Annotated in this window: 15 protein-coding genes, 1 pseudogene and 1 riboswitch; of the genes and pseudogenes, 8 read left to right on the top strand and 8 right to left on the bottom strand. The window is 70.9% G+C overall.

The features are described 5' to 3' along the window. Window positions 1–44: 44 nt before the first annotated feature. Window positions 45–1,115, top strand: coding sequence for an FUSC family protein (locus bpln_RS24050; protein ID WP_055140210.1), 1,071 nt, complete (start codon window positions 45–47; stop codon window positions 1,113–1,115). Between the two features lie 32 nt (window positions 1,116–1,147). Then, window positions 1,148–1,573 (top strand): DUF1801 domain-containing protein, encoded by a 426-nt coding sequence (locus bpln_RS24045; protein ID WP_055140209.1) that lies wholly within the window; start codon window positions 1,148–1,150, stop codon window positions 1,571–1,573. 113 nt (window positions 1,574–1,686) lie between these two features. On the opposite strand, the pseudogene bpln_RS37460 reads toward bpln_RS24045, so the two are convergent. Continuing rightward, a pseudogene (locus tag bpln_RS37460) lies at window positions 1,687–2,316 on the bottom strand (outer membrane lipoprotein); the annotation flags it as partial. A gap of 1,049 nt (window positions 2,317–3,365) precedes the next feature. Here bpln_RS37460 and pip point away from each other — a divergent pair. Both pip and trhA read left to right on the top strand, forming a co-directional pair. Next, entirely contained in the window at window positions 3,366–4,355 is a 990-nt protein-coding gene (gene pip / locus bpln_RS24035; protein WP_042627747.1) for a prolyl aminopeptidase, read from the top strand. 16 nt (window positions 4,356–4,371) lie between these two features. Beyond that, complete coding sequence (gene trhA, locus bpln_RS24030) at window positions 4,372–4,992, top strand: PAQR family membrane homeostasis protein TrhA (protein WP_042627746.1); 621 nt, start codon at window positions 4,372–4,374, stop codon at window positions 4,990–4,992. Window positions 4,993–5,037: 45 nt separating this feature from the next. On the opposite strand, the gene bpln_RS24025 is transcribed toward trhA, so the two are convergent. After that, entirely contained in the window at window positions 5,038–5,772 is a 735-nt protein-coding gene (locus bpln_RS24025; protein ID WP_042627745.1) for a FadR/GntR family transcriptional regulator, read from the bottom strand. A 107-nt stretch (window positions 5,773–5,879) separates the two neighbouring features. Continuing rightward, on the bottom strand, window positions 5,880–6,737 hold the full coding sequence (locus bpln_RS24020; RefSeq protein WP_055140208.1) for a LysR family transcriptional regulator: 858 nt from the start codon (window positions 6,735–6,737) through the stop codon (window positions 5,880–5,882). A 117-nt stretch (window positions 6,738–6,854) separates the two neighbouring features. Between bpln_RS24020 and bpln_RS24015 the strand changes: the two genes are divergently transcribed. Then, window positions 6,855–7,487: a LysE family translocator gene (locus bpln_RS24015; RefSeq protein WP_042627743.1), complete on the top strand. Its 633-nt coding sequence runs from the start codon at window positions 6,855–6,857 to the stop codon at window positions 7,485–7,487. A 167-nt stretch (window positions 7,488–7,654) separates the two neighbouring features. Here bpln_RS24015 and bpln_RS24010 read toward each other — a convergent pair whose 3' ends face one another. After that, complete coding sequence (locus bpln_RS24010) at window positions 7,655–8,161, bottom strand: BON domain-containing protein (protein WP_042627742.1); 507 nt, start codon at window positions 8,159–8,161, stop codon at window positions 7,655–7,657. A gap of 300 nt (window positions 8,162–8,461) precedes the next feature. On the opposite strand from bpln_RS24010, the gene bpln_RS24005 reads away from it, so the two are divergent. The 3 genes from bpln_RS24005 to bpln_RS23995 all read left to right on the top strand — a co-directional run bounded on the left by bpln_RS24005 (window position 8,462) and on the right by bpln_RS23995 (window position 10,854). Beyond that, a complete protein-coding gene (locus tag bpln_RS24005) occupies window positions 8,462–9,043 on the top strand; it encodes a type 1 glutamine amidotransferase domain-containing protein (protein ID WP_042627741.1) in 582 nt (193 codons plus the stop codon). Continuing rightward, the gene (locus tag bpln_RS24000; protein ID WP_055140207.1) at window positions 9,043–10,197 is read left to right on the top strand and encodes a DNA topoisomerase IB; all 1,155 of its coding nucleotides are present in this window, start codon (window positions 9,043–9,045) and stop codon (window positions 10,195–10,197) included. The genes bpln_RS24005 and bpln_RS24000 overlap by 1 nt, the downstream gene beginning before the upstream one ends. A gap of 131 nt (window positions 10,198–10,328) precedes the next feature. Then, window positions 10,329–10,437: riboswitch (SAM-I-IV-variant riboswitch) on the top strand. 42 nt (window positions 10,438–10,479) lie between these two features. Continuing rightward, window positions 10,480–10,854: a hypothetical protein gene (locus bpln_RS23995; RefSeq protein ID WP_055140206.1), complete on the top strand. Its 375-nt coding sequence runs from the start codon at window positions 10,480–10,482 to the stop codon at window positions 10,852–10,854. A 136-nt stretch (window positions 10,855–10,990) separates the two neighbouring features. Here the strand turns inward: bpln_RS23995 and bpln_RS23990 are convergent, their stop codons facing one another. From bpln_RS23990 to bpln_RS23975, 4 genes are all read right to left on the bottom strand, one after another. Beyond that, window positions 10,991–11,872, bottom strand: a complete 882-nt coding sequence (locus bpln_RS23990; RefSeq protein ID WP_042627739.1) for a PhzF family phenazine biosynthesis protein — start codon at window positions 11,870–11,872, stop codon at window positions 10,991–10,993. A gap of 568 nt (window positions 11,873–12,440) precedes the next feature. Next, entirely contained in the window at window positions 12,441–13,400 is a 960-nt protein-coding gene (locus tag bpln_RS23985; protein ID WP_055141198.1) for a transglutaminase family protein, read from the bottom strand. A 356-nt stretch (window positions 13,401–13,756) separates the two neighbouring features. Continuing rightward, on the bottom strand, window positions 13,757–16,372 hold the full coding sequence (locus bpln_RS23980) for a circularly permuted type 2 ATP-grasp protein (RefSeq protein ID WP_148654265.1): 2,616 nt from the start codon (window positions 16,370–16,372) through the stop codon (window positions 13,757–13,759). Between the two features lie 206 nt (window positions 16,373–16,578). Then, entirely contained in the window at window positions 16,579–20,070 is a 3,492-nt protein-coding gene (locus tag bpln_RS23975) for a transglutaminase family protein (protein ID WP_055140204.1), read from the bottom strand. Window positions 20,071–20,235 lie beyond the last annotated feature (165 nt).

Genomic DNA, 20,235 nt, shown 5'->3' with positions numbered 1-20,235 from the left:
CCGACGCGCCGCCGCGCGAGCGCTCCGTTCTCCCACTGCCCGTCATGACCGCTTCCCCGTCGCTCCGTCTGCCCGCCGCGCTGCGCGCGCTGTTCCGCCCGCTGCTGGACCCCTATCGCCGCTACCGGCACGCGAAGCTGATCCACGCCACGCGCGTCGCGCTCAGCGTGCTGGCGTCGATCGCGCTGTCGACGGGCCTCGACATCCCGCACGGCGAATGGTCGTCGATCACGGTGCTGATCGTGATCGGCGGGCTCCAGCATCACGGCAACATCCGCAAGAAGGCCGCCGAACGCGCGCTCGGCACCACCATCGGCGCGCTGGCCGGGCTCGCGCTGATCGTGCTGCAGTCCACGCTGCACGTGTCGATCCTCACCTATCTCGTGATGAGCGTGCTGTGCGGGATCTGCGCCTACCATGCGATCGGCAAGGCCGGCTACATCGCGCTGCTCTCGGCGATCACGATCCTGATCGTGGCCGGGCACGGCGACAACGAGATCGTCGACGGGCTCTGGCGCGCGGTCAACGTGATCGTCGGCATCGGCATCGCGCTGGCGTTCTCGTTCGCGCTGCCGCTCTACGCCACCTACTCGTGGCGCTACAAGCTCGCCGACGGGCTGCGGGCCTGCGCCGTGGTCCACGCGCGCATCGTCAGCGACAAGACCGTCAGCGACACCGCGCACCTGAAGGAGATGGCCGCGCTGAACGGGCTGCTGGTGCAGATGCGCTCGCTGATGCCGTGGGTGTCGAAGGAAACCGACATCACGATGGCGCAGCTCGACGCGATCCAGCGCTCGCTGCGGCTCGTGATCAGTTCGCTCGAAATGCTCGCCAGCGTGCAGCCGGCCGACGGCGACGTGGCCGGCCGGCGTTACGTGCAGACCGCGCTGCGCGGCCTCAACCGACGCATCCACGGGCTGCTGATCGGGCCGAGCCGCGCGCTGAAGTTCGGCACGCTGGCGCGGCTGCAGCCGCTGCCGGCGGTGAGCGGGCCGCATCCGGCCGAAGTGCCCGCGCAACTGTCCGGCTACGTGTCGATCAACGAGAAGATCGAGCGCGAATGCGATCTGATGCGGCAGCGGCTGCAGGACGTGTCGCCGCAATGGAACATCTAGCGGGCCCGCGGCCCGCAAGGAGACAGCACGCCATGACCCCCACGCAACCGGCCAAAGGCGAGGCGGCCCCGGCGCTGATCGACCGGCGCATCGCCGCGCTGGGCGACTGGCGCGGCGACACGCTGCGCCGGATGCGCGCGCTGATCCGGACCGCGGACCCCGAGGTTGCCGAACAGTGGAAATGGATGGGTACGCCGGTCTGGTCGCACGACGGCGTCGTCTGCACCGGCGAATCGTACAAGGCCGTCGTCAAGCTGACGTTCGCGCGCGGTGCCTCCCTGCCGGATCCGGCCGGCCTCTTCAACGCGAGCCTCGACGGCAAGGTGCGGCGCGCGATCGATTTCCACGAGGGTGAAACGGTCGATGCACAGGCGTTCGTCGCGCTGATCCGCGCGGCGGTCGTGCTCAACGTCTCGCGCAAGGCCGCGACAGCGCAACGGGCGAAATCGGCGCAGTAGGCATCGCGCGACGCCAACGCGCGGGGCCATGGGTCGATGTGCGGGCGAACCCGGCCGCTGACGCGATTCGTCGGCGACGCGCCTCGCCGGGCATCCGCCGGCCGTACCCGCGCTCATTCATGCGAGAGGCGATTGCCCGCGTCGATCCGCACGCGGTCCCCGGGCCGCCAGTCGCCGGCATCCGGCAGGTCGAACGAGCGCAGCTCGCCGTCGTCGAGCTTCAGGTCGAGGCGATAGCGGGCGGGCGCACCCATCTGCTGGCCGACCTGATTGCCGACCGCCGCGCCGCCGAGCGCGCCGATCACGGTGGCCGCGCTGCGACCGCGACCGTGCCCGACTTGGTTGCCGAGCACGCCGCCCACCAGTGCGCCGACCACCGTCCCCGTCACGCCCGACGGACTCGTCGGGCCGCCGATCGGACGCACGCCGAGGACCATGCCGAACTGGGTCGCATAGGGCGCGGGCTGCGGCTGCGCGGCACCGCCCGGCTGGCCGTAGCCCGGCGGCGGATACGGGCTGTCGCCGTCATCGGACGGGTTCAGATAGATGGGCTGCCGTTGCGAGCCGGGTTGGGTTTGGTAACCCGGCTGGCCTTGATAGCCCGACTGCCCTTCATAACCCGATTGACCTTGATAATCCGGTTGGCCTTGATAGCCCGGTTGGCCTTGATAGCCCGGTTGGCCTTGATAACCCGGTTGGCTTTGATAACCCGGTTGGCCTTGATAGCCCGGCTGGCCTTGATAACCCGGTTGGCCTTGATAGCCCGGCTGGCCTTGATAACCCGGTTGGCCTTGATAACCCGGTTGGCCTTGATAACCCGGTTGGCCTTGATAACCCGATTGGCCTTGATAACCCGGCTGTCCTTGGTAACCCGGCTGCCCTTGGTAACCCGGCTGACCTTGATAACCCGGCTGACCTTGATAACCCGGCTGACCTTGATAACCCGGCTGACCTTGGTAACCAGTCTGGCCTTGGTAACCCGACTGGTCCTGATAACCCGGCTGACCTCGGTAACCCGGTTGATCTTGATCGCCCGGCTGCCCTCGGTCATCTGAGTGACTTTGATCGCCCGGCTGACCAGGGTAGCCCCGTTGGCCCTGGTAGTTCGGCTGCCCGTTCTGCTCGGGCGGCGCATCCTCATCGTCGTCGGACTCCCGCGGCCCGTAACCGGGGCGGCTGTCGCCCGGCTGCGCTCCGCTGCCATAAGCGGGCGCCGCGTTCGCCGGCGGGCTCGATGCCGACGGATAGGCCGGCTGCCCGTACAACGGCGGCACGCCATATCCCGTCTGTCCGTCCGTCGCGCCATACGGGCCGGCGGCGACACTGGCCGTCATCGGCAGCGCGACGCCGGCGACGAACGGAACGAACCAGACGGCAGCTCGGCCAAGCGCCGGGCGAAACAGGGAACGGGCAGGCATCGTCGTGACGAGGATCAAAAGGATGGGCGCGGAATAGAAAAAACAGAAAAACGAGAACGAAGACTGGAAAAACGACGCAAGAAATAAACGGGAAACCAGCGGAAAAACGGCATGAGAGCAGCACGGAAACGCCACGAGTATAGGGAACGCGTACCCACGCTCGCGCATGGATTCAGGTAACCATCTGTAAAGTCTGTTGCGGCAGGCCAGGCGCCGCCGCGCGCGCTTCGGCATAATGTGGGGACGCCCGGCGCGCGCCCGGCCCGCCGCCGCGGCATCCCGCAACGGTCCCGGCGCCACCCCGGGCAGCGCACCGGAGCGGCACGGCGGCCACGTCGCTATCGCTTCTGGCCCCTCCCTCCGGAGTTCGCAGCATGTATCCACCCGTCGAACCCTACGCCCACGGCCATCTCGATACCGGTGACGGCCACCGCCTCTATTGGGAACGCTGCGGCACGCCCGGCGCGAAGCCGGCGGTGTTCCTGCACGGCGGCCCGGGCGCGGGCTGCGGGCCGATCCATCGGCAGCTGTTCGACCCGGCGCGCTACGATGTCCTGCTGTTCGACCAGCGCGGCTGCGGTAGATCAACTCCACACGCCAGCCTGCGGAACAACACCACCTGGCATCTGGTCGACGATATCGAGCGCCTGCGCGACATGGTCGGTGTCGATCGCTGGCTCGTGTTCGGCGGATCGTGGGGCAGCACGCTTGCCCTCGCCTATGCCGAAACCCATCCGCAGCGCGTCAGCGAGCTGATCCTGCGCGGGATCTTCACGCTGCGGCATGCCGAGCTGCTCTGGTATTACCAGGAAGGCGCCTCGTGGCTGTTCCCGGATCTGTGGGAGTCGTTCCTCGCGCCGATCCCGGAAGCCGAGCGCGGCGACCTGATCACCGCCTATCGCCGCCGCCTGACGGGCGACGACGAGGCGGCGCAGCTCGAGGCCGCGCTCGCCTGGAGTCTCTGGGAAGGCCGCACCATCACGCTGCTGCCGAGCCCGGAGCTGGCCGAACAGTTCGGCGAGGCCCACTACGCGCTGGCGTTCGCGCGGATCGAAAACCACTATTTCGTCAACCGTGGTTTCATCGAGGAAGGCCAGCTGCTGCGCGATGCGCACCGGCTCGCGTCGATCCCCGGCGTGATCGTGCAGGGCCGCTACGACGTCGCGACGCCGGCCAGGAGCGCCTGGGATCTCGCCAGGGCCTGGCCGAACGCGAGCTTCGAGATCGTCGCCGATGCCGGCCATGCGTTCGACGAGCCCGGCATCCTGCGCGCGCTGCTGGCGGCCACGGACCGCTTCGCGGCAAGTGCGTCGGCCCCGGTTCCCCGCCGGGCGGCCGACGATTTTTCAACAACAATCCGGTAACAAAGAGGTTCGAGTCGTGGTGGTCGGTGAACGTTTCAATAGCATCACGCATCTGGTCGGCGCGCTGATGTCGGTGGCAGGGCTCGCGACGCTCGTCACGATGGGCGCGCTCGCGGGCGATGCCTACAAGGTGGTCAGCGCCGCCATCTACGGCGCCGCGCTGCTGGTGCTCTACGCGGTTTCCACGCTTTATCACAGCGTGCATCGGCCGCGTTTGAAGGCGATCCTGCAGAAATGCGATCACTCGGCGATCTATCTGCTGATCGCCGGCAGCTACACGCCGTTCACGCTGATCACGCTGCGCGGCCCGTGGGGCTGGTCGCTGTTCGGCGTGATCTGGGGGCTGGCCGTGTTCGGCATCGTCCAGGAGCTGACGCTCGGGCGCCGCACGCGGATCGTCTCGATGGTGCTCTACGTGCTGATGGGCTGGCTCGCGCTCGTCGCGGCCCAGCCGCTGCTCGCGGCGCTGCCGCTCGGCGGCACGGCGTGGGTCGTGGCGGGCGGCATCATCTACAGCGCCGGCATCTACTTCTTCATCAACGACGAACGGATTCGCCACGGGCACGGCATCTGGCATCTGTTCGTGCTCGGCGGCAGTCTCTGCCAGTTCGTCGGCATCGCCTGCTACGTCATCTGAATCGCGGCCGGACGCGCCGCCGCCATGGCAGCGCATCCGGCGCGGTCATCCCGTCATCTTCACCCGCAACAGCGAACCGCACCACGCGCAGGTCGATTCGACATGCGCGATCGCTTCCTCGCGGGCCCGCGCCGCGTCGCGCGCGAGCAGCGCCCGCACCAGTGGCGCGTGATCCATCGACGCCGAGCCGACCGCGTGCCGGACGATCGGCAGCGACGCGTAGACCGCGTTGAACGCCTGCTGGATCGCCGTCTCCTGCTCGACCAGATGCCGCGAGCCGGTGGCCTCGGCGATCCGCACGTGAAAGCGCGCGTCGGCGGCGCGACGCGCGTCGATGTCGGGAAACTCGTCGACGAACACCTGCGCGGCGGCCTCGATCCCGGCCAGTTGCGCATCGGAAGCGCGCAGCGCGGCCAGGAAACAGGCCTCGCCGGTGATCGCGCGGCGCCAGTCGGTCAGGCCGCGCAGCGCCGCGGCGTCGATGCTGGCCTCGGGCGCCATGTTGCGCAGCCGCTCAAGCACGTCGGCAGCAACGAACGTGCCGCCGAAACGGCCGCGCGCGGTATCGACGAGCCCCAGGTCACGCAGCACGATGAGCGCGTTGCGCAGCGGCAGCCGCGCCGCGCCGAAGGTTCTCGCGAGTTGCGCCTCGTCCGGGAGCCGGTCGCCGGCTTTCAGGTCGCCCGCGCTCAGCGCATCGAGGATGCGCTCGACTATCACTTCGGGAGGCGCGTGGCGTTCGGTCGGCTGGCCGAATGCCGCCTGAGGTCGATCGGGCATGTGTCGGAATCGGATGTCCGTGGTTCAGGATAAGCGGCAAGTATGGCACGCCCAACACATCGGGGTACGCTGCCGGAAAGGGCCGGCGCGCCGTTCCCGCGTTGCCGTTACGGCGCCCGGCGCAGGTCGGCCAGCATCTGCTCGGCCAGGAAATCGCAGGGCGGGCGGGCCGACTTGGCGCTGCGCGCCAGCACCACCTCGTGCTCGCCGAGCGACGGCAGGCCCTCGGCCTCGCCCACGTGCATCAGGTGCGCCGGCACGCTGCAGCGCGCGAGCGGCGCAAGCGCGAGGCCGGCCTCGACCATCGTGATCAGGCCGAGCAGGCTCGGGCTTTCGTAGGACATCCGGTACTTGATGCCGGCCTGGTTGAGCGCGCCGATCGCGCGCACGCGCGCGGCGCTGCCGTGCTCGAACACGGCGATCGGCAGCGGCCGCTCGTTCCAGATCGGCTGACCGCCGCGCAGCGCCGCCCACACCACCGGCTCGTGGCGGATGAACTCCGCCGACACCCCGCGCGTGCGCGTCATGCAGGCCAGATCGACGGTATTGTCCTTGATCAGCGGCACCAGCGCGCTGCTGGGCAGGCCGATCACGCGGATCTCGACGCGCGGGTGCGCGATCGCGAACTTGCGCAGCACCGAGGGCAGCAGCGACGACGCGTAATCGTCGGGCACGCCGATCGTCACGCGGCCGCGCACTTCCGGGCGCACCACCGAGGCCCACGCCTCCTCGCGCATCGCCAGCATGCGCCGCCCGTAGTCCACGATCATGCGGCCCTCGTGCGTGATCGCGAGGTTGCGCGTGCTGCGCGCGAACAGCGGCTTGCCGAGCGCGTCCTCGAGCGCCTTCACCTGCATGCTGACCGCCGAGGACGAACGGTGTACCGCCTCGGCCGCGCGCGCGAACGAACCCGTGTCGGCGATCGCCACCACCATTTCCAGTACGTCGAGATCGAGTTTTTTCATTTTCTTCAGAAAATCTGAGCAATTCTTTCAGTTTAATCCGTTTTACTGGTGAGCCGGCGCACCCGATACTCGGCTTCATCGCGGTCGATGACGGCCTGAACGGGAACGGTGAACGCAATGGGAACGATGCTCGAATTCGTGGCGGTGGGCGGCATGCTCGCGGTCACGCCGGGGCCGAACATGGTCTACGTGATGTCGCGGTCGGTATCGCAGGGCCGCAAGGCCGGCCTGACCTCGCTGGCCGGCGTGATGCTGGGCTACCTGATCTACATGTTCGGCGCGGCGTTCGGGATCACCGCGCTGTTCCTGACGATTCCGGGCGCGGGGCGGCTGCTGGCGGCGGCGGGCGCGCTGTATCTGTTTTATCTCGCGTGGCAGGCGGCGCGGCCGGGCGGGCGTTCGCCGTTCGAGATCGGCGCGCGGCGCGCCGAGCAGCCGGGGCGGCTGTTCGCGATGGGCACCGCCACCAGCCTGCTGAATCCCAAGCTCGCGATGCTGTTCCTGTCGCTGCTGCCGCAGTTCATCGACTATCAGGCGGGCAACGTGTTCCGGCAGTCGATGCTGCTGGGCACCTCGCTGATCGGCGCGTTCGCGGCCGTCAACGCCGCCGTCGCGGTCTCGTCGGCGTCGCTGGCCGGCTTCCTCGCGACGCGGCCGCGCTGGCTGCTCGCGCAGCGCCGCGTGATGGGCGGCATGCTGTTCGTGCTGGCCGTGAAAATGACGCTCGATGCGTGGCGATGGGGGCACTGAGCGGCGGGCGGGCCGGCCAGGGTAACGTTCGTGGACGGCCGATCATCAGTTGTCCGGAATGTTTCATCGGCCGGGCTGTCGCCGCTTGCAAAGGCGGCGCCCTTCCCGCCTCGGTGGGCCGATCGGCGCACGCCTGAACGGAACGGCACGCCGGCCGGCCCGGTCCGTCACGGCGCCGAGCCGATTCCGCCGCCCGGCAGCAGGTCGTCGCCGGCAGCAGGCTCGCGCCGTTCGAAACGATCCTCCACCGAGCGCACGCCGTTCACGTCGGCGACGCCGTCGAGCACGAGACGGCGCTCGTCGTCGGCGATGCGGCCGGCCAGCCAGGCACGGCCATGCTCGACGCCCACTTCGATATCGCGCGGATGGCTGGCCATCAACGCGAGCGCGGCGCGAATCCGCTCGACGATCCGCGCGTCCTCGAGCACGGCCACGCCGTGGCCGCCCTCGCGGCCCGCGTCGCGCCATTCGGCCCGCAGGTCGGCGGCCACGCCGCGCGCCTGCTCGGCCACGCGCCTGGCTCCGGCGCTCGCGTAGTCGCTCACGCCGTGGCGCGCCTCCACTGCCTTGTCGCGTACGTAGGCGCGGCGCCGGCGGCCCGCCTGCGGGTCGAGGAAGTACATCGCGGCCGCGCCGCAGGCGGCCGCCGCCGCGATATTCAGCAAGGGTTTCATGAGGTTGATCGCTCCATGTCGGTTAGCACCGTAAGCGGCGGTCCGGACGACCCGGACCATCCCCGACAGCAGCATCGAACGTGCCTCGGGCGCGGGCACCGCCCGTCGCCACGCGCGGCGGCGGGCGTCGCGTCACAAATGACAGTCGCTTGAAAAAACTACCGCGTCGGACGCACCGAAACGGCCCCGATCCGGCCGCAGCCCGGCGCCCCGCGGCGGCCCGGCCGCCCGGCACGGTGCTTGCTGAACCTCGTCATCGCCGGCATGACCGATGCCGCCCCATCGACGAAGGAGGTTTCCATGAGTGGCAAGCTGAATGATTGCAGGATCGCGATCCTGGCCGTAGACGGTTTCGAGCAGGTCGAACTGACGGAGCCGCAGCGCGCGCTGCAGGCCGAGGGCGCGAAGGTCGAGGTGATCTCGCAGAAACCCGGCGAGATCCAGGGATTCAAGCATGTGGACAAGGGCGAGCGCACCAAGGTCGACCTGACGTTCGAGCAGGCGAAGGCCGACGACTACGACGCCGTCGTGCTGCCGGGCGGCGTGGTGAACGGCGACGCGATCCGGATGATCCCGGCCGCGCGCGAGTTCGTCACCGCCGCGCACCAGGCCGACAAGCCAATCGCCGTGATCTGCCACGGCGGCTGGCTGCCGGTGTCGGCGGGCATCGTCGAGGGCCGCCGCATGACGAGCTGGCCGAGCCTGCAGGACGACATCCGCAACGCGGGCGGCCAATGGGTGGACGAGCGCGTGGTGAAGGACGGCAACCTGATCACGAGCCGCAAGCCCGACGATCTCGATGCGTTCGTGTCGACGCTGATCGACAGCCTCGCCGCACGGCCCGAGACCGGCAAGCGCGGCGGCGCGGGGAAGCAGGCCTGATGGCGACGCGGCGGCGCGAGGCGGCCGGGCCGCGGCCCCCCCGGGTGGCGCCGAAGCCGGTAACGGCAGGCGCCGCGCTGCGGCACGTCGACGACCAGCGCCCCGGCTACACGCGGCGCCGCACGCGCGCCGGATTCGCCTACTACGACCTTGACGGCGCGCGGATTCGCGACGCCGACGAAATCGCACGCATCGACGCGCTCGCGATCCCGCCCGCCTACACCGACGTCTGGATCTGCCCCGACCCACGCGGCCACCTGCAGGCGACCGGACGCGACGCGCGCGGCCGCAAGCAGTATCGCTATCACCCGTTATGGCGCGAAATCCGCGACGCCAACAAGTATGCGCGGATGGCCGCGTTCGGCCATGCACTGTCGAAAATCCGTGCGCGCGTCACGCGCGATCTCGCGAAGCCGGGCATGTCGCGCGACAAGGTCGCGGCCACCGTGGTGCGCCTGCTCGATACCACGCTGGTGCGGATCGGCAGCCCCGAATACGCGCGCGACAACGACTCGTACGGGCTCACCACGCTGCGCAAGCGCCACCTGAAGGTGCGCGCCGCCAGCGTGCGGCTCTGCTTCACCGGCAAGAGCGGCATCGCGCACGACGTGCGCATCGAAGATCCACGCGTGAAGCGCATCCTGCTGCGCTGCGCCGAGCTGCCCGGCCACGACCTGTTTCAGTATGTCGACGACGACGGCACGCGCCACGCGGTCGGCTCGGCCGACATCAACGATTACCTGCGCGAGGCCAGCGGCGCCGATTTCACCGCCAAGGACTACCGGACCTGGGCCGGCAGCGTGCTGGCGCTGACTGCGCTGCGGCGCATGGAGTGGCGCGACGCCACCAGCGCGCGCAAGCAGATCGTCGAGACGGTGCGCGCGGTCTCGACGCTGCTGCGCAACACGCCGGCGGTCTGCCGGCGCTGCTATATCCATCCGGTGGTGCTCGACAGCTTCGAGGCCGGCGAACTGTGCCTGCTCGGCCCCTGCCCGGTGCCGCGCGGCCTGCGCAGCGATGAGGCGCGGTTCGCGGCGTTGCTGCTGCTCACGGCAAAGCGCGCAAAGGCCGGCGCCACGGCACGCCGGCCGCCGCGCGGCGCAGCGGCCGGCGCCCGCGCCTCGCGCGCCGCACCGGCTGCCCTGCACGGCTGAACGCGGCCGGCGAGCCCGCCGGTGCGCGGCGCGGCGGCGACTGCGCGCCGGCTCCCGACCGATACGGAACCGCACACCCGAGTCCGCCCCCAGTTCCCGGTTGGCAGGCGCGCGGTTTTTTCCTATCATGTCGCATGCATCAAGAGTCGGGAGTCTGTCCTCCGACGCCAACCTGCCTACCCGGGCAAGGTGGAAGCCTTCAGGCGATGCGGCCGATAGTCGGCAACGAAACGGGACGGCATGGCTGGCACCGGTTCGAACACCCCTTACCCCGGAGCCCTCATGCACCAGAAGCCCTGCCCGCAACCCGTCGCGGAGCTCATCGCGGATTCCTCGTTCTATCTGCCGGGTTTCAGGCTGACCCACATCCTCCATCTCGTCTCCGTTGCCGACCGGCGGGTCGCCTCGCGCGTGCAGGGCCATCTGCGGGAACAGGACGCCCGGGTCGGCGACATCGTCGTGGTGCGCTGCCGGCAGGTGGACGCTCACCGGATCGTGCTCGAGGGCATCGGCGAACGGCGCGCCCGGACGCTGCGCGAACAGCTGCTGGGGCTCGACGGCGTGCTGCGGATTCGTCTCGAGCATCATTTCGTGCGCGCCGCCGCCGACGACGAGCTGCCCGCGCCGGCGCCGCACTCACGCTGCACGGCCGAATGACGGAATGACCGACACGCGGCCGGCGGAACTCGGGGGAGGCGGCGAACGATTCGGCGCGACGGGACTTCGCCCGGGCTCCGGAGGGAATCGGCATTGAGCGCGGCGCGCGGGTGGCCCCGACACGCCGCGCATCGTCTCAGGACACCGTGCTGACGATGCCGACGAGCGGCGCCTCGGGTCCGATCACGCATTCGCCGGCCACGCGTCGGGCGGTGCCGAACATCGCGGCGGACACGAACAGCCGCGCGTTGTTGCACCCGGGGCCGCCCTGGTCGATCACGACGTCGCCGGTCTCGCCCGACAGCCCGGCATGGCGCACCACGGTCGGCGCGACGCTGCCGGTGGCCATGTCTTCCTGCGTGCCGACCCGGATCGCGAAATGGCGCGCGGCCAGGCGCGGCTGCTCCCGATCCTTCACGGCGAACGCATAGATGCCGGTCGTGCCGAGCCGCTCGCACAGCGCGTCGCGACGCGCCGGATCGAGGTCGATCTCGCCCAGCAGCAGCGCATCGGGCAATTCGAGCAGCAGCTTCTCGCGCGGCGCGCCCACCGTGCGCGAGAGCTTCGCTCCGCCCGCGCGCAAGGCGTCGGTGTGGGTCAGGCCGAGCGCGCGCAGCGCGTCGTCGAGCAGCCACAGATCGACCGACTCCGAGCTGCCTTCATCCTGCAGATAGAACCAGCGGCCCGCCCCGTCGCGCTCGACCGAGACCGCCGCGCCGCTGACCTCGAACGCGTGGCTGGCCTGCTCGCCGTCGAACGCGTCGAGCCAGGCGGCCGACGCCAGCACGCCGTGACCGCAGAACGCGATCTCGCCGCCCGGCGTGAAAAAGCGCAGGCCCAGACCCGGCACGCCCGGATCGCGCCGCAGCCACGCGACCTCGCTTTGCAGCTGCGCCGACAGCGCGATGCAGGCGTCGATATCGACGCGCTCGTGTGCCTGCGTGGCGAACACGAACGCGGCGTTGCCACGCTCGCCGTTCGCCGTGAATGCCTGGACTCCCGCCCCTTGCCTGATCATGCGCCTATGACTCCTATGCCTGTGATGCTGCCCGGCCAGCAGCGACGATGCGGCCGGGAACGCGCGCGTGCCATGGCGCGGCGCGCTCGTGCCACGTCCGGATTGGCCACGCGGGCACGAGCCGGCCCACGTGGCGACGGAGCCGGTCGAAACGGTCCGCAGGCGCGGCGGCGCGGCGGGCTTTCATCAGTCGGATACCGGGCCAGTCGCGCCGTCGAGACCGACCGTCCGCTCCGGCAGGCGCCAGTATCGCACCACGCGGGAAGCTCGGCAAAACACGCGATCGGATGCTGTCGCCGCGGGTTGACGGCGGGGGACCGGACGTTTCATTGCCGGATGCATGACGGCGCCGGTGAACCGGGGCGCCGCCGCGAGTTCGGCGTGATGTGCCGGGCATTTGTCAGGCCGGCGCGGGCAGTCGAGCCGCCACGCGTGGCGCGAGAGGGAGCGCGTCGGCACTCGGCCGGCCACCCGCGATTCGGCGCGTTCGGCGTGACGCGTCGGGCACTCGTCATGCCGGCGCGAGCGGGCGGCCGCGCGCGCCGCGCGAAGGCAGGCGCGCCGGATCTCAGCCGGCCGCGGGCGCTTCGTCGAGCGGCTCGACCGTGACGCCCACCGCCAGCACCTGATCGGCGCCGCCACCGCGAATCACGCCGCGCAGCGGCGTGACGTCGGCGTAATCGCGGCCGATCGACAGCATCACGTAGTCGTTGCCGGGCGCGCGATCGTTGGTCGGATCGAGCTGCAGCCAGCCGCCGTCCTCGGGCCATGCCGGGTCGTACGCCTCGACCCAGGCATGCGAGGCGTCGGCGCCAATCAGGCGCGGCTGGCCCGGCGGCGGCTGGGTCAGCAGATAGCCGCTGACGTAGCGCGCGGCGAGCCCGAGCGAGCGCATCGCGCCGATCATCACGTGCGCGAAATCCTGGCAGACGCCGCGGCGCAGCGCGAGCGCATCGAGCGCCGTGGTGTTGACGTCGGTGCTGTTCGGCGTATAGGCGAACTCGGCGTGGATGCACCGCATCAGGTCCCAGGCGGCCTGCACGAGCGGCCGCCCCGGCGTGAAGCTGCGCGCCGCGTAGGCGGCCAGATCGGCGTGGCAGGCCACGTGGGTGGACGGAAACACGAACTCGCTCGCGGCGTCGTAGGCCTGCCCGGCGCGGAACGTCAGCGTATCGCGCACCGTCTCCCATGCGCTCGCGGTACCCGGCGCGGGCCTCGCGATCGCGGGAGGAGGCTCGCCGCGCTTGCCGGCCGTCAGCGTCGGCGGGCTCACGCGCACCAGGCTGCGGCTGCGCACGAACAGTTCCTCGTGCGGCTGGTTCAGCGCGAACGAGGTGCGCTGGTTGCCGAACGCGTCGATTTCGGCGCTCACGCCTTCCGGACGCGGCTCGATCTCGATCGCGAAATCGAGCAGCTGCTGGCGCGGCAGGTCGAGCGGCCTGAGCCGTGCCTGATGCTGGGCCGACTCGACGCGCGCCGCGTAGCGGTAATGCGTGTCGTGCGTGACGCGCAGCGTGCGCGGCTCCACCGCCGAGACGGCCGGCCGCGCGCCTGCGGCTGCCGCAGCGGCAGCGGCAGCGGTGGCCGAAGCCGTGGCGGCCGCGGTGCCGGCAGCCGCTCCCGCAACGGCAGCCGCGGCGGTGCTCGATGCCGCCGAAGCTCCCGCCGCGCCCCCGACCGGCGCCGCGTCACGCGACGCCCCGGCCGCCGACACCGCCGACACCGCCGCCGCCTCGGCCGTCACGGCCCGCGCCGGGCCGGCCGCCGCGGCGTCCCCGGGCCGGCGCGCGCCGGCCTGCGCGGCGCCCGCCTCGCCATCGCGCCGATCCCCGCCGTCCAGCCCCTCGTGCTGCACGTGCCGGGCTTTGTCCGCGCCGTTCACGCTCATCCCCATAACGACCTGCCTGCTTCCCGCACATGACTGAAGTAACGTTCGCCGATCCGGTTCGACAGATCCCAGGCGGCCCGGCCGAGCGTCTGCAGATGCTCGAGCAGCACCGCGTGGCGGCCGTCCCCGTCGGTCTCGCACAGCGCGTGCAGCGACCACTCGCCGGGCACCGGCAGCGTCTCCGACAGATCCGACAGCGCATAGCCCTCGCCATGCTCGACCTTGGTCAGCCGGCCCTGCATCTTCTGCACGACCCAGGCGAGCGAGCGCGGGTTGTCGCCGTCGAGCACCACCAGCGAGATCAGCGGCGCGACGTCGAAGCAGCGCTGGAACTGCGAGCGGAACGTGATGGTGCTGTCGAACAGCTCCAGCACGAGTTCGAAGCCGTCCTGCTTGGTCACGGCGCCGTCCTCGAACGCGAAGCGCAGCACGCCCGACAGGAAATCGATCCGGTCGATCTGGCGCCCGATCGACAGCAGGCGCCAGCCGTCATCGCGCGTCATGTTGTCGGTCTGCGCGCCGGTGATCGCCGAGAGCAGCAGGTTCAGGCGGTCGAGCATCTGCAGCGCGGCGTTGCCGAGCTGCTCCTCGGGCTCGTCCTCGGCGCCGGCGCTTTCGTCGAACCATTGCGTCGCGTCGTCGATCAGCCGCCACTGGTCGCGCGAGAGCCGCTCGCGGATCGCGGCGGCGGCCCCGCGCATGCCGAACACGCAGGCGGCGATGCCCGAGCCGGGGTCGGCGCGCCGCGACAGCGCGCGCGCCAGCGTCTGCTGGAACTCGCGCGGCGAGGTGGCGGCCGGGCGCGTGCCGGACGGGATCAGGCCGTTCTCGCGACACAGCGCGTCGAGCAGTTCGAGGTGCGCCGGGCTGTCGAGATCGTCCTCGCCGCGCAGCCGCTCGAACGCGGCGCGCGCGAGGCGCGTGAGGTTCGCCGCGCGCTCGGTGTAGCGGCCGAGCCAGAACAGGTTCTCGGCGGCGCGGCTCGAAATGGTGCGCGGCCGCGCGATCAGGTCGTCGGGGCCGAGATGGGTCTGCAGCAGCGTGGTCGGATCGATCGCGCCCTCGGTCATCACCCAGGTGTCGACGCTGCTGCCGCCGCGCGGCATCGGCGCGTTGAACAGCTCGTCGCGCGTGCCCACGCGCGACAGCCCGCCCGGCAGCACGCGCCACGAGCCCGCGCCGTCGGCCAGCGCGAACACGCGCAGCAGCAGCGGCTTCGGCACGATCCGCGCGCCGCCCTCGTAGGCACGCGCGCCGCTCGCGCTGGGCCAGGTCGGCGCCTGCGAGGGCGGCAGGTCCGACTGGATCACGTAGTGCCCCGGATGTGCGGCGATCCGCGCGCGCCAGTCGGCGAGCTGCTGCGAGGTGAGCCGCGCGCCGATCACCGGGTCGAAGCGCCCGCCCGCCTGCGCGCCGGGCGGATAGGCGGGCCTGATGATGGCGCGCGCGAGCTGCGGCAGCGCGTCGGCGCAGGCGGCCGCCTCGCCGCACCACCAGGTCGGCAGCGCGGGCAGCGCGAGCGTCTCGCCGAGGACGCGCTCGGCGAGCTTCGGCATGAAGCCGAGCACGCCCGGCGATTCGAGGAACGCCGAGCCCGGCGCGTTGGCGATCAGCACGTTGCCGGCGCGCACCGCCTGCAGCAGGCCCGGCACGCCGAGCATCGAATCGGGGCGCAGTTCGAGCGGATCGAGCCACTCGTCGTCGACGCGACGCAGGATGCCGTGTACCGGCTCCAGCCCGCTCAGCGTCTTCAGATAGACACGGTTGTCACGCGCGGTCAGGTCGCCGCCCTCCACCAGCGTGAGGCCGAGATAGCGCGCCAGGTAGGCGTGCTCGAAATAGGTCGGCGCGTGGCGGCCCGGCGTCAGCAGCACGATCCGCGAGTTCTTCCCGGCCGGACTCAGGTCCTGCATGCTGTGCAGCAGCGCGCGATAGCTGGCCGCGAGCCGCTGCACGCGCAGCCCGCGGAACGCGCGCGGGAACAGCCGCGAGACGATCAGCCGGTTCTCCAGCAGATAGCCGAGCCCGGTCGGACCCTGCGTGTGCTGCGCGATGAGCCGCCATTGGCCGTCGGGCATCCGCATCAGGTCGAAGGCGGCCAGATGCAGCCAGGTGCCGCCCGGGATCGCCGCGCCGCGCATCGGCCGCAGATAGCCGGGATGACCCGTGACGAGCGCGGGAGGCAGCAGCCCTTCCTTCAGGATGGTCTGTTCGCCGTAGATGTCGGCGACGATCGCGTTGGCGAGCCGCACGCGCTGCAGCACGCCGCGCTCGATGACGGCCCAGTCGGCCGGCGCGACGATCATCGGCAGCAGGTCGAGCGACCAGGGCCGCGCGGCGCCGCCGGCCGCGTGCTGGTCGTGCAGCTGGTAGGCCAGGCCGTTCTCGCGCATGCGCCGTTCGAGCGCCTCGGCGCGGCGGTCCAGGTCGGCGAAGCCGACGCTGCCGAGCTGCATGAAGAATTCGCGCCAGACGGGCGCGAGCGCGGCCGTCTGCAACGCGGCGGCGCCGCCGCGCAACTCGTCGTAGCGGCCCGTCACCGCCGGGGCGGCGAGCGCCGCGCCGAGCTCGGCGGCGTCCTGTGTCGATCCGGTGTCGAACAGCGTATGCATGGCGTCGTCGGCGGCCAGGTCGTCGGTAATATGGGGAAGCACGATGTCGTTTCGTCAGTCCAGGGCGGCACGCCGGCGCGGCCGCGGCCCCCGGGGCCGCGACGCGCGCCGCCCGTCGAGCCCGAATCCTATCATTCCCGCCGTGACGTACCCGACGCATCGCAGCGTGCCGGCCTCCCCGCTTGCGTGCCTGCCCGCGCTGCCCCTCATTCGCGCCGCAGATCGAGCGTACACGGGAACTCGCGGCTCGGCGCGGCCGGCGCGACGTCCATGCGTCCCGGCGTGTGGCCGATCGAGACGAAGCGCGCGAGCCGCCGGCTTTCCGCCTCGTAGGCGTTGACCGGGAACGTCGCGTAGTTGCGCCCGCCCGGGTGCGCGACGTGATAGCGGCAGCCGCCGAGCGAACGCCGCATCCAGGTGTCGACGATGTCGAACGTGAGCGGCGCGTGGACACCGATCGTCGGATGCAGGGCCGAGGGCGGCGCCCAGGCCTTGTAGCGCACCCCGGCCACGTATTCGCCGACCGTGCCGGTGGGCTGCAGCGGCAGCGCGCGGCCGTTCACGGTCACCACGTGGCGGTTGTCGTTGAGCCCGCTCACGCGCACCTCGAGCCGCTCCAGCGAGGAATCGACGTAGCGCACCGTGCCGCCCGTCGCGCCCTCCTCGCCCATCACGTGCCACGGCTCCAGCGCGCCGCGCAGGTTCAGCTCGATGCCGCGCACCGCCACCTGCCCGAACAGCGGGAAGCGGAACTCGAAATGCGGCGCGAACCAGGCCGCGTCGAAGTCGAAGCCGGCCTCGCGCATCTCGGTCATCACGTCGTCGAAATCCATCTTCACGAACGCGGGCAGCATGAAGCGGTCGTGCAGCGCGGTGCCCCAGCGCGTGAGCGGCGTGGTGTACGGCGTGTCCCAGAAGCGCGCCACCAGCGCGCGCAGCAGCAGCTGCTGCACGAGGCTCATGCGCGCGTGCGGCGGCATCTCGAACGCGCGCAGCTCCAGCAGCCCGAGCCGGCCCGTGGATGAATCGGGCGAATAGAGCTTGTCGATGCAGAACTCGCTGCGGTGCGTGTTGCCGGTCACGTCCACCAGCAGGTTGCGCAGCACCCGGTCGACCAGCCAGGGCGGCATGTCCTGGCCGTACAGCAGCTTGTTGCGCGCGATCTCGCCGAACGCGATGTCGAGCTCGTAGAGCTGGTCGTTGCGCGCCTCGTCCACGCGCGGCGCCTGGCTGGTCGGCCCGATGAACAGGCCCGAGAACAGGTACGACAGCGACGGATGGTTGTGCCAGTACCCGATCAGGCTCGCGAGCAGGTCCGGGCGGCGCAGGAACGGGCTGTCGGCCGGCGTCGCGCCACCCAGCACGAAGTGGTTGCCGCCGCCGGTGCCCACGTGGCGGCCGTCGATCATGAACTTCTCCGACGACAGCCGCGTGCGCCAGGCCGCGTCGTAGAGGAATTCGGTCTGCTGCACCAGTTGCGGGAAATCGTGCGCGGGATGGATGTTCACCTCGATCACGCCGGGATCGGGCGTGACCTGCAGCACCGAGAGGCGCGGATCGCGCGGCGGCGGGTAGCCTTCGAGCACCAGCTTCACGTCGAGCGCGCGCGCGGTCAGCTCGATCGCGCCGAGCAGGTCGAGATAATCCTCGAGCGCGGCCAGCGGCGGCATGAACAGGTAGAGCACGCCGTCGCGCACCTGCGCGCACATCGCGGTGCGCGTGATCCAGGCCGCCGATTCGAAGCGCCCGGGCTCGCGCGAACCCGCGGCAGCGCCGGCCGGCGACGCGTCGAACGCACGCGGCGCGCCGTGGCCGGCGGCGCCGCTGTCGAAGCCACCGTCGGGAGCGCCGAACGCGTGCCCCTGCCCGTCGAGCCGCGACTGCTGCGTGGTCCGCGGCGTGCCCGCCAGCCACGGATCGGGCTGCCCGCTCAGGTAGCGCGGCGCGTCGGCGGCGGCCAGATAGCGCGCGCGCAGCGCCTCGGCGCCCGGCAGCGGCTCGCGCGGCGCGAACGGATCGCGATCGACCAGATACGGATAGTCGGTCCCGCTGACCCACGGCAGCGAATCGAGCGGCAGCCGGTAGCCCATCGGCGAATCGCCGGGAATCAGGTACATGCGCTCGTCGCGGAAGAACCACGGGCCGGTCTCCCAGCGCGGGCCGGCCAGCGCCGGCGACGGCGGCAATACCTTGAGCGGGAGCACGTAGCCGATCACGGTGTCGAGCTTCTGGTCGAACACCTTGCGCAGGCGCGCGCGCTCGAGTTCGTCGTCGAGGCGCGAATCGAACGGATCGACGTTTACCGGCAGGCGGCGTTCGCGCCACAGGTAGTACCAGATGTCCTCGAAGCCGGGCCGGATGTGCTCGCCCGACAGCCCGAGCCGCTCGGCCAGCGCGCGGATGAAGCGCTCGGCATCGGCGCTGGTGCAGGCCGATGGCTCGCGCTCGTCGGCGAACAGCGCGGGATCGTGCCAGACCGGCTCGCCGTCCTTGCGCCAGCACACCGACAGCGCCCAGCGCGGCAGCTGCTCGCCCGGATACCACTTGCCCTGGCCGAAATGCAGGAAGCCGCCGGTGCCGTACTCGGCGCGCAGCTTCTGCACCAGCGAGGTGGCGTAGCCGCGCTTGGTCGGCCCGAGCGCGTCGGTGTTCCATTCGGCGCCGTCGCGATCGTCGATCGACACGAAGGTCGGCTCGCCGCCCTGCGTGAGCCGCACGTCGCCAGCCGCGAGCCGCGCGTCCACCGCCGCGCCCAGTTCCAGCACGTCGGCCCACTGGTCGTCGGTATAGGGCTTGGTCACGCGCGGCGATTCGTAGATGCGCGTGACCCCCATTTCGTGTTCGAACGCCACCTCGCAATCGTCGATCATCCCTTCGACGGGCGCGGCGCTGGTGGGCTGCGGCGTGCAGGCGAGCGGGATGTGCCCCTCGCCCGCCAGCAGGCCCGAGGTCGGGTCGAAGCCGATCCAGCCGGCGCCGGGCAGGTAGACCTCGCACCACGCGTGCAGGTCGGTGAAGTCGACTTCGGTGCCGCTCGGGCCGTCGAGTGCCTTGACGTCGGGCGCGAGCTGGATCAGGTAGCCCGACACGAAGCGCGCGGCGAGGCCCAGATGCCGGCACAGCTGCACCAGCAGCCAGCCGCTGTCGCGGCACGAGCCCGAGGCATGGCGCAGCGTCTCGTCGGGAGTCTGCACGCCGGGCTCCATCCGCACCAGATAGCGGATGTCCTTCTGCAGCTGCTGGTTCAGCGCGACCAGGAAATCGATGGTGGCGACCGGCGTGCGATCGATGCCCGCGAGGTAGTCGCGGAACACCGGCGACGCGCCGGTGGCCGCGTCGCAGGCCAGATACGGCGCCAGTTCCTCGCGCAGCGCAGCGTCGTAGTCGAACGGGTACTGGCCGGCCGACTCTTCCAGGAAGAAGTCGAACGGGTTGTAGACCGACATCTCGGCGACCAGATCGATGGTGATCTCGAACTCGCGCGTGCGCTCGGGGAACACGAGCCGCGCCAGATAGTTCGCGAACGGATCCTGCTGCCAGTTCACGAAGTGCTGCGCCGGCTCGACCTTCATCGAGTACGACAGGATCGGCGTCCGGCAGTGCGGCGCCGGGCGCAGCCGCACGATCTGCGGCCCGAGGCCGACCAGCCGGTCATAGCGATAGCGGGTGGTGTGGTGAAGCGCGACGTGGATGGACATGTCTGGATCGATCGGTTCGGTTCAGGTCCGTCGGCGATGCGGCGGATTCGGTTCGGGGCGACGACGTTCGGAGCGGTCGCGTTCGGCGCAGTTGCGTTCGGTGCGATTCGGTTCGGCGTCGGGCGGTTCGGTTCGGCGTCAGGCGGTTCGGTTCGGCGTCAGGCG

Source organism: Burkholderia plantarii (genome assembly GCF_001411805.1).
GTDB lineage: Bacteria > Pseudomonadota > Gammaproteobacteria > Burkholderiales > Burkholderiaceae > Burkholderia > Burkholderia plantarii.
This window is presented reverse-complemented; position numbering and strand designations above follow the sequence as displayed.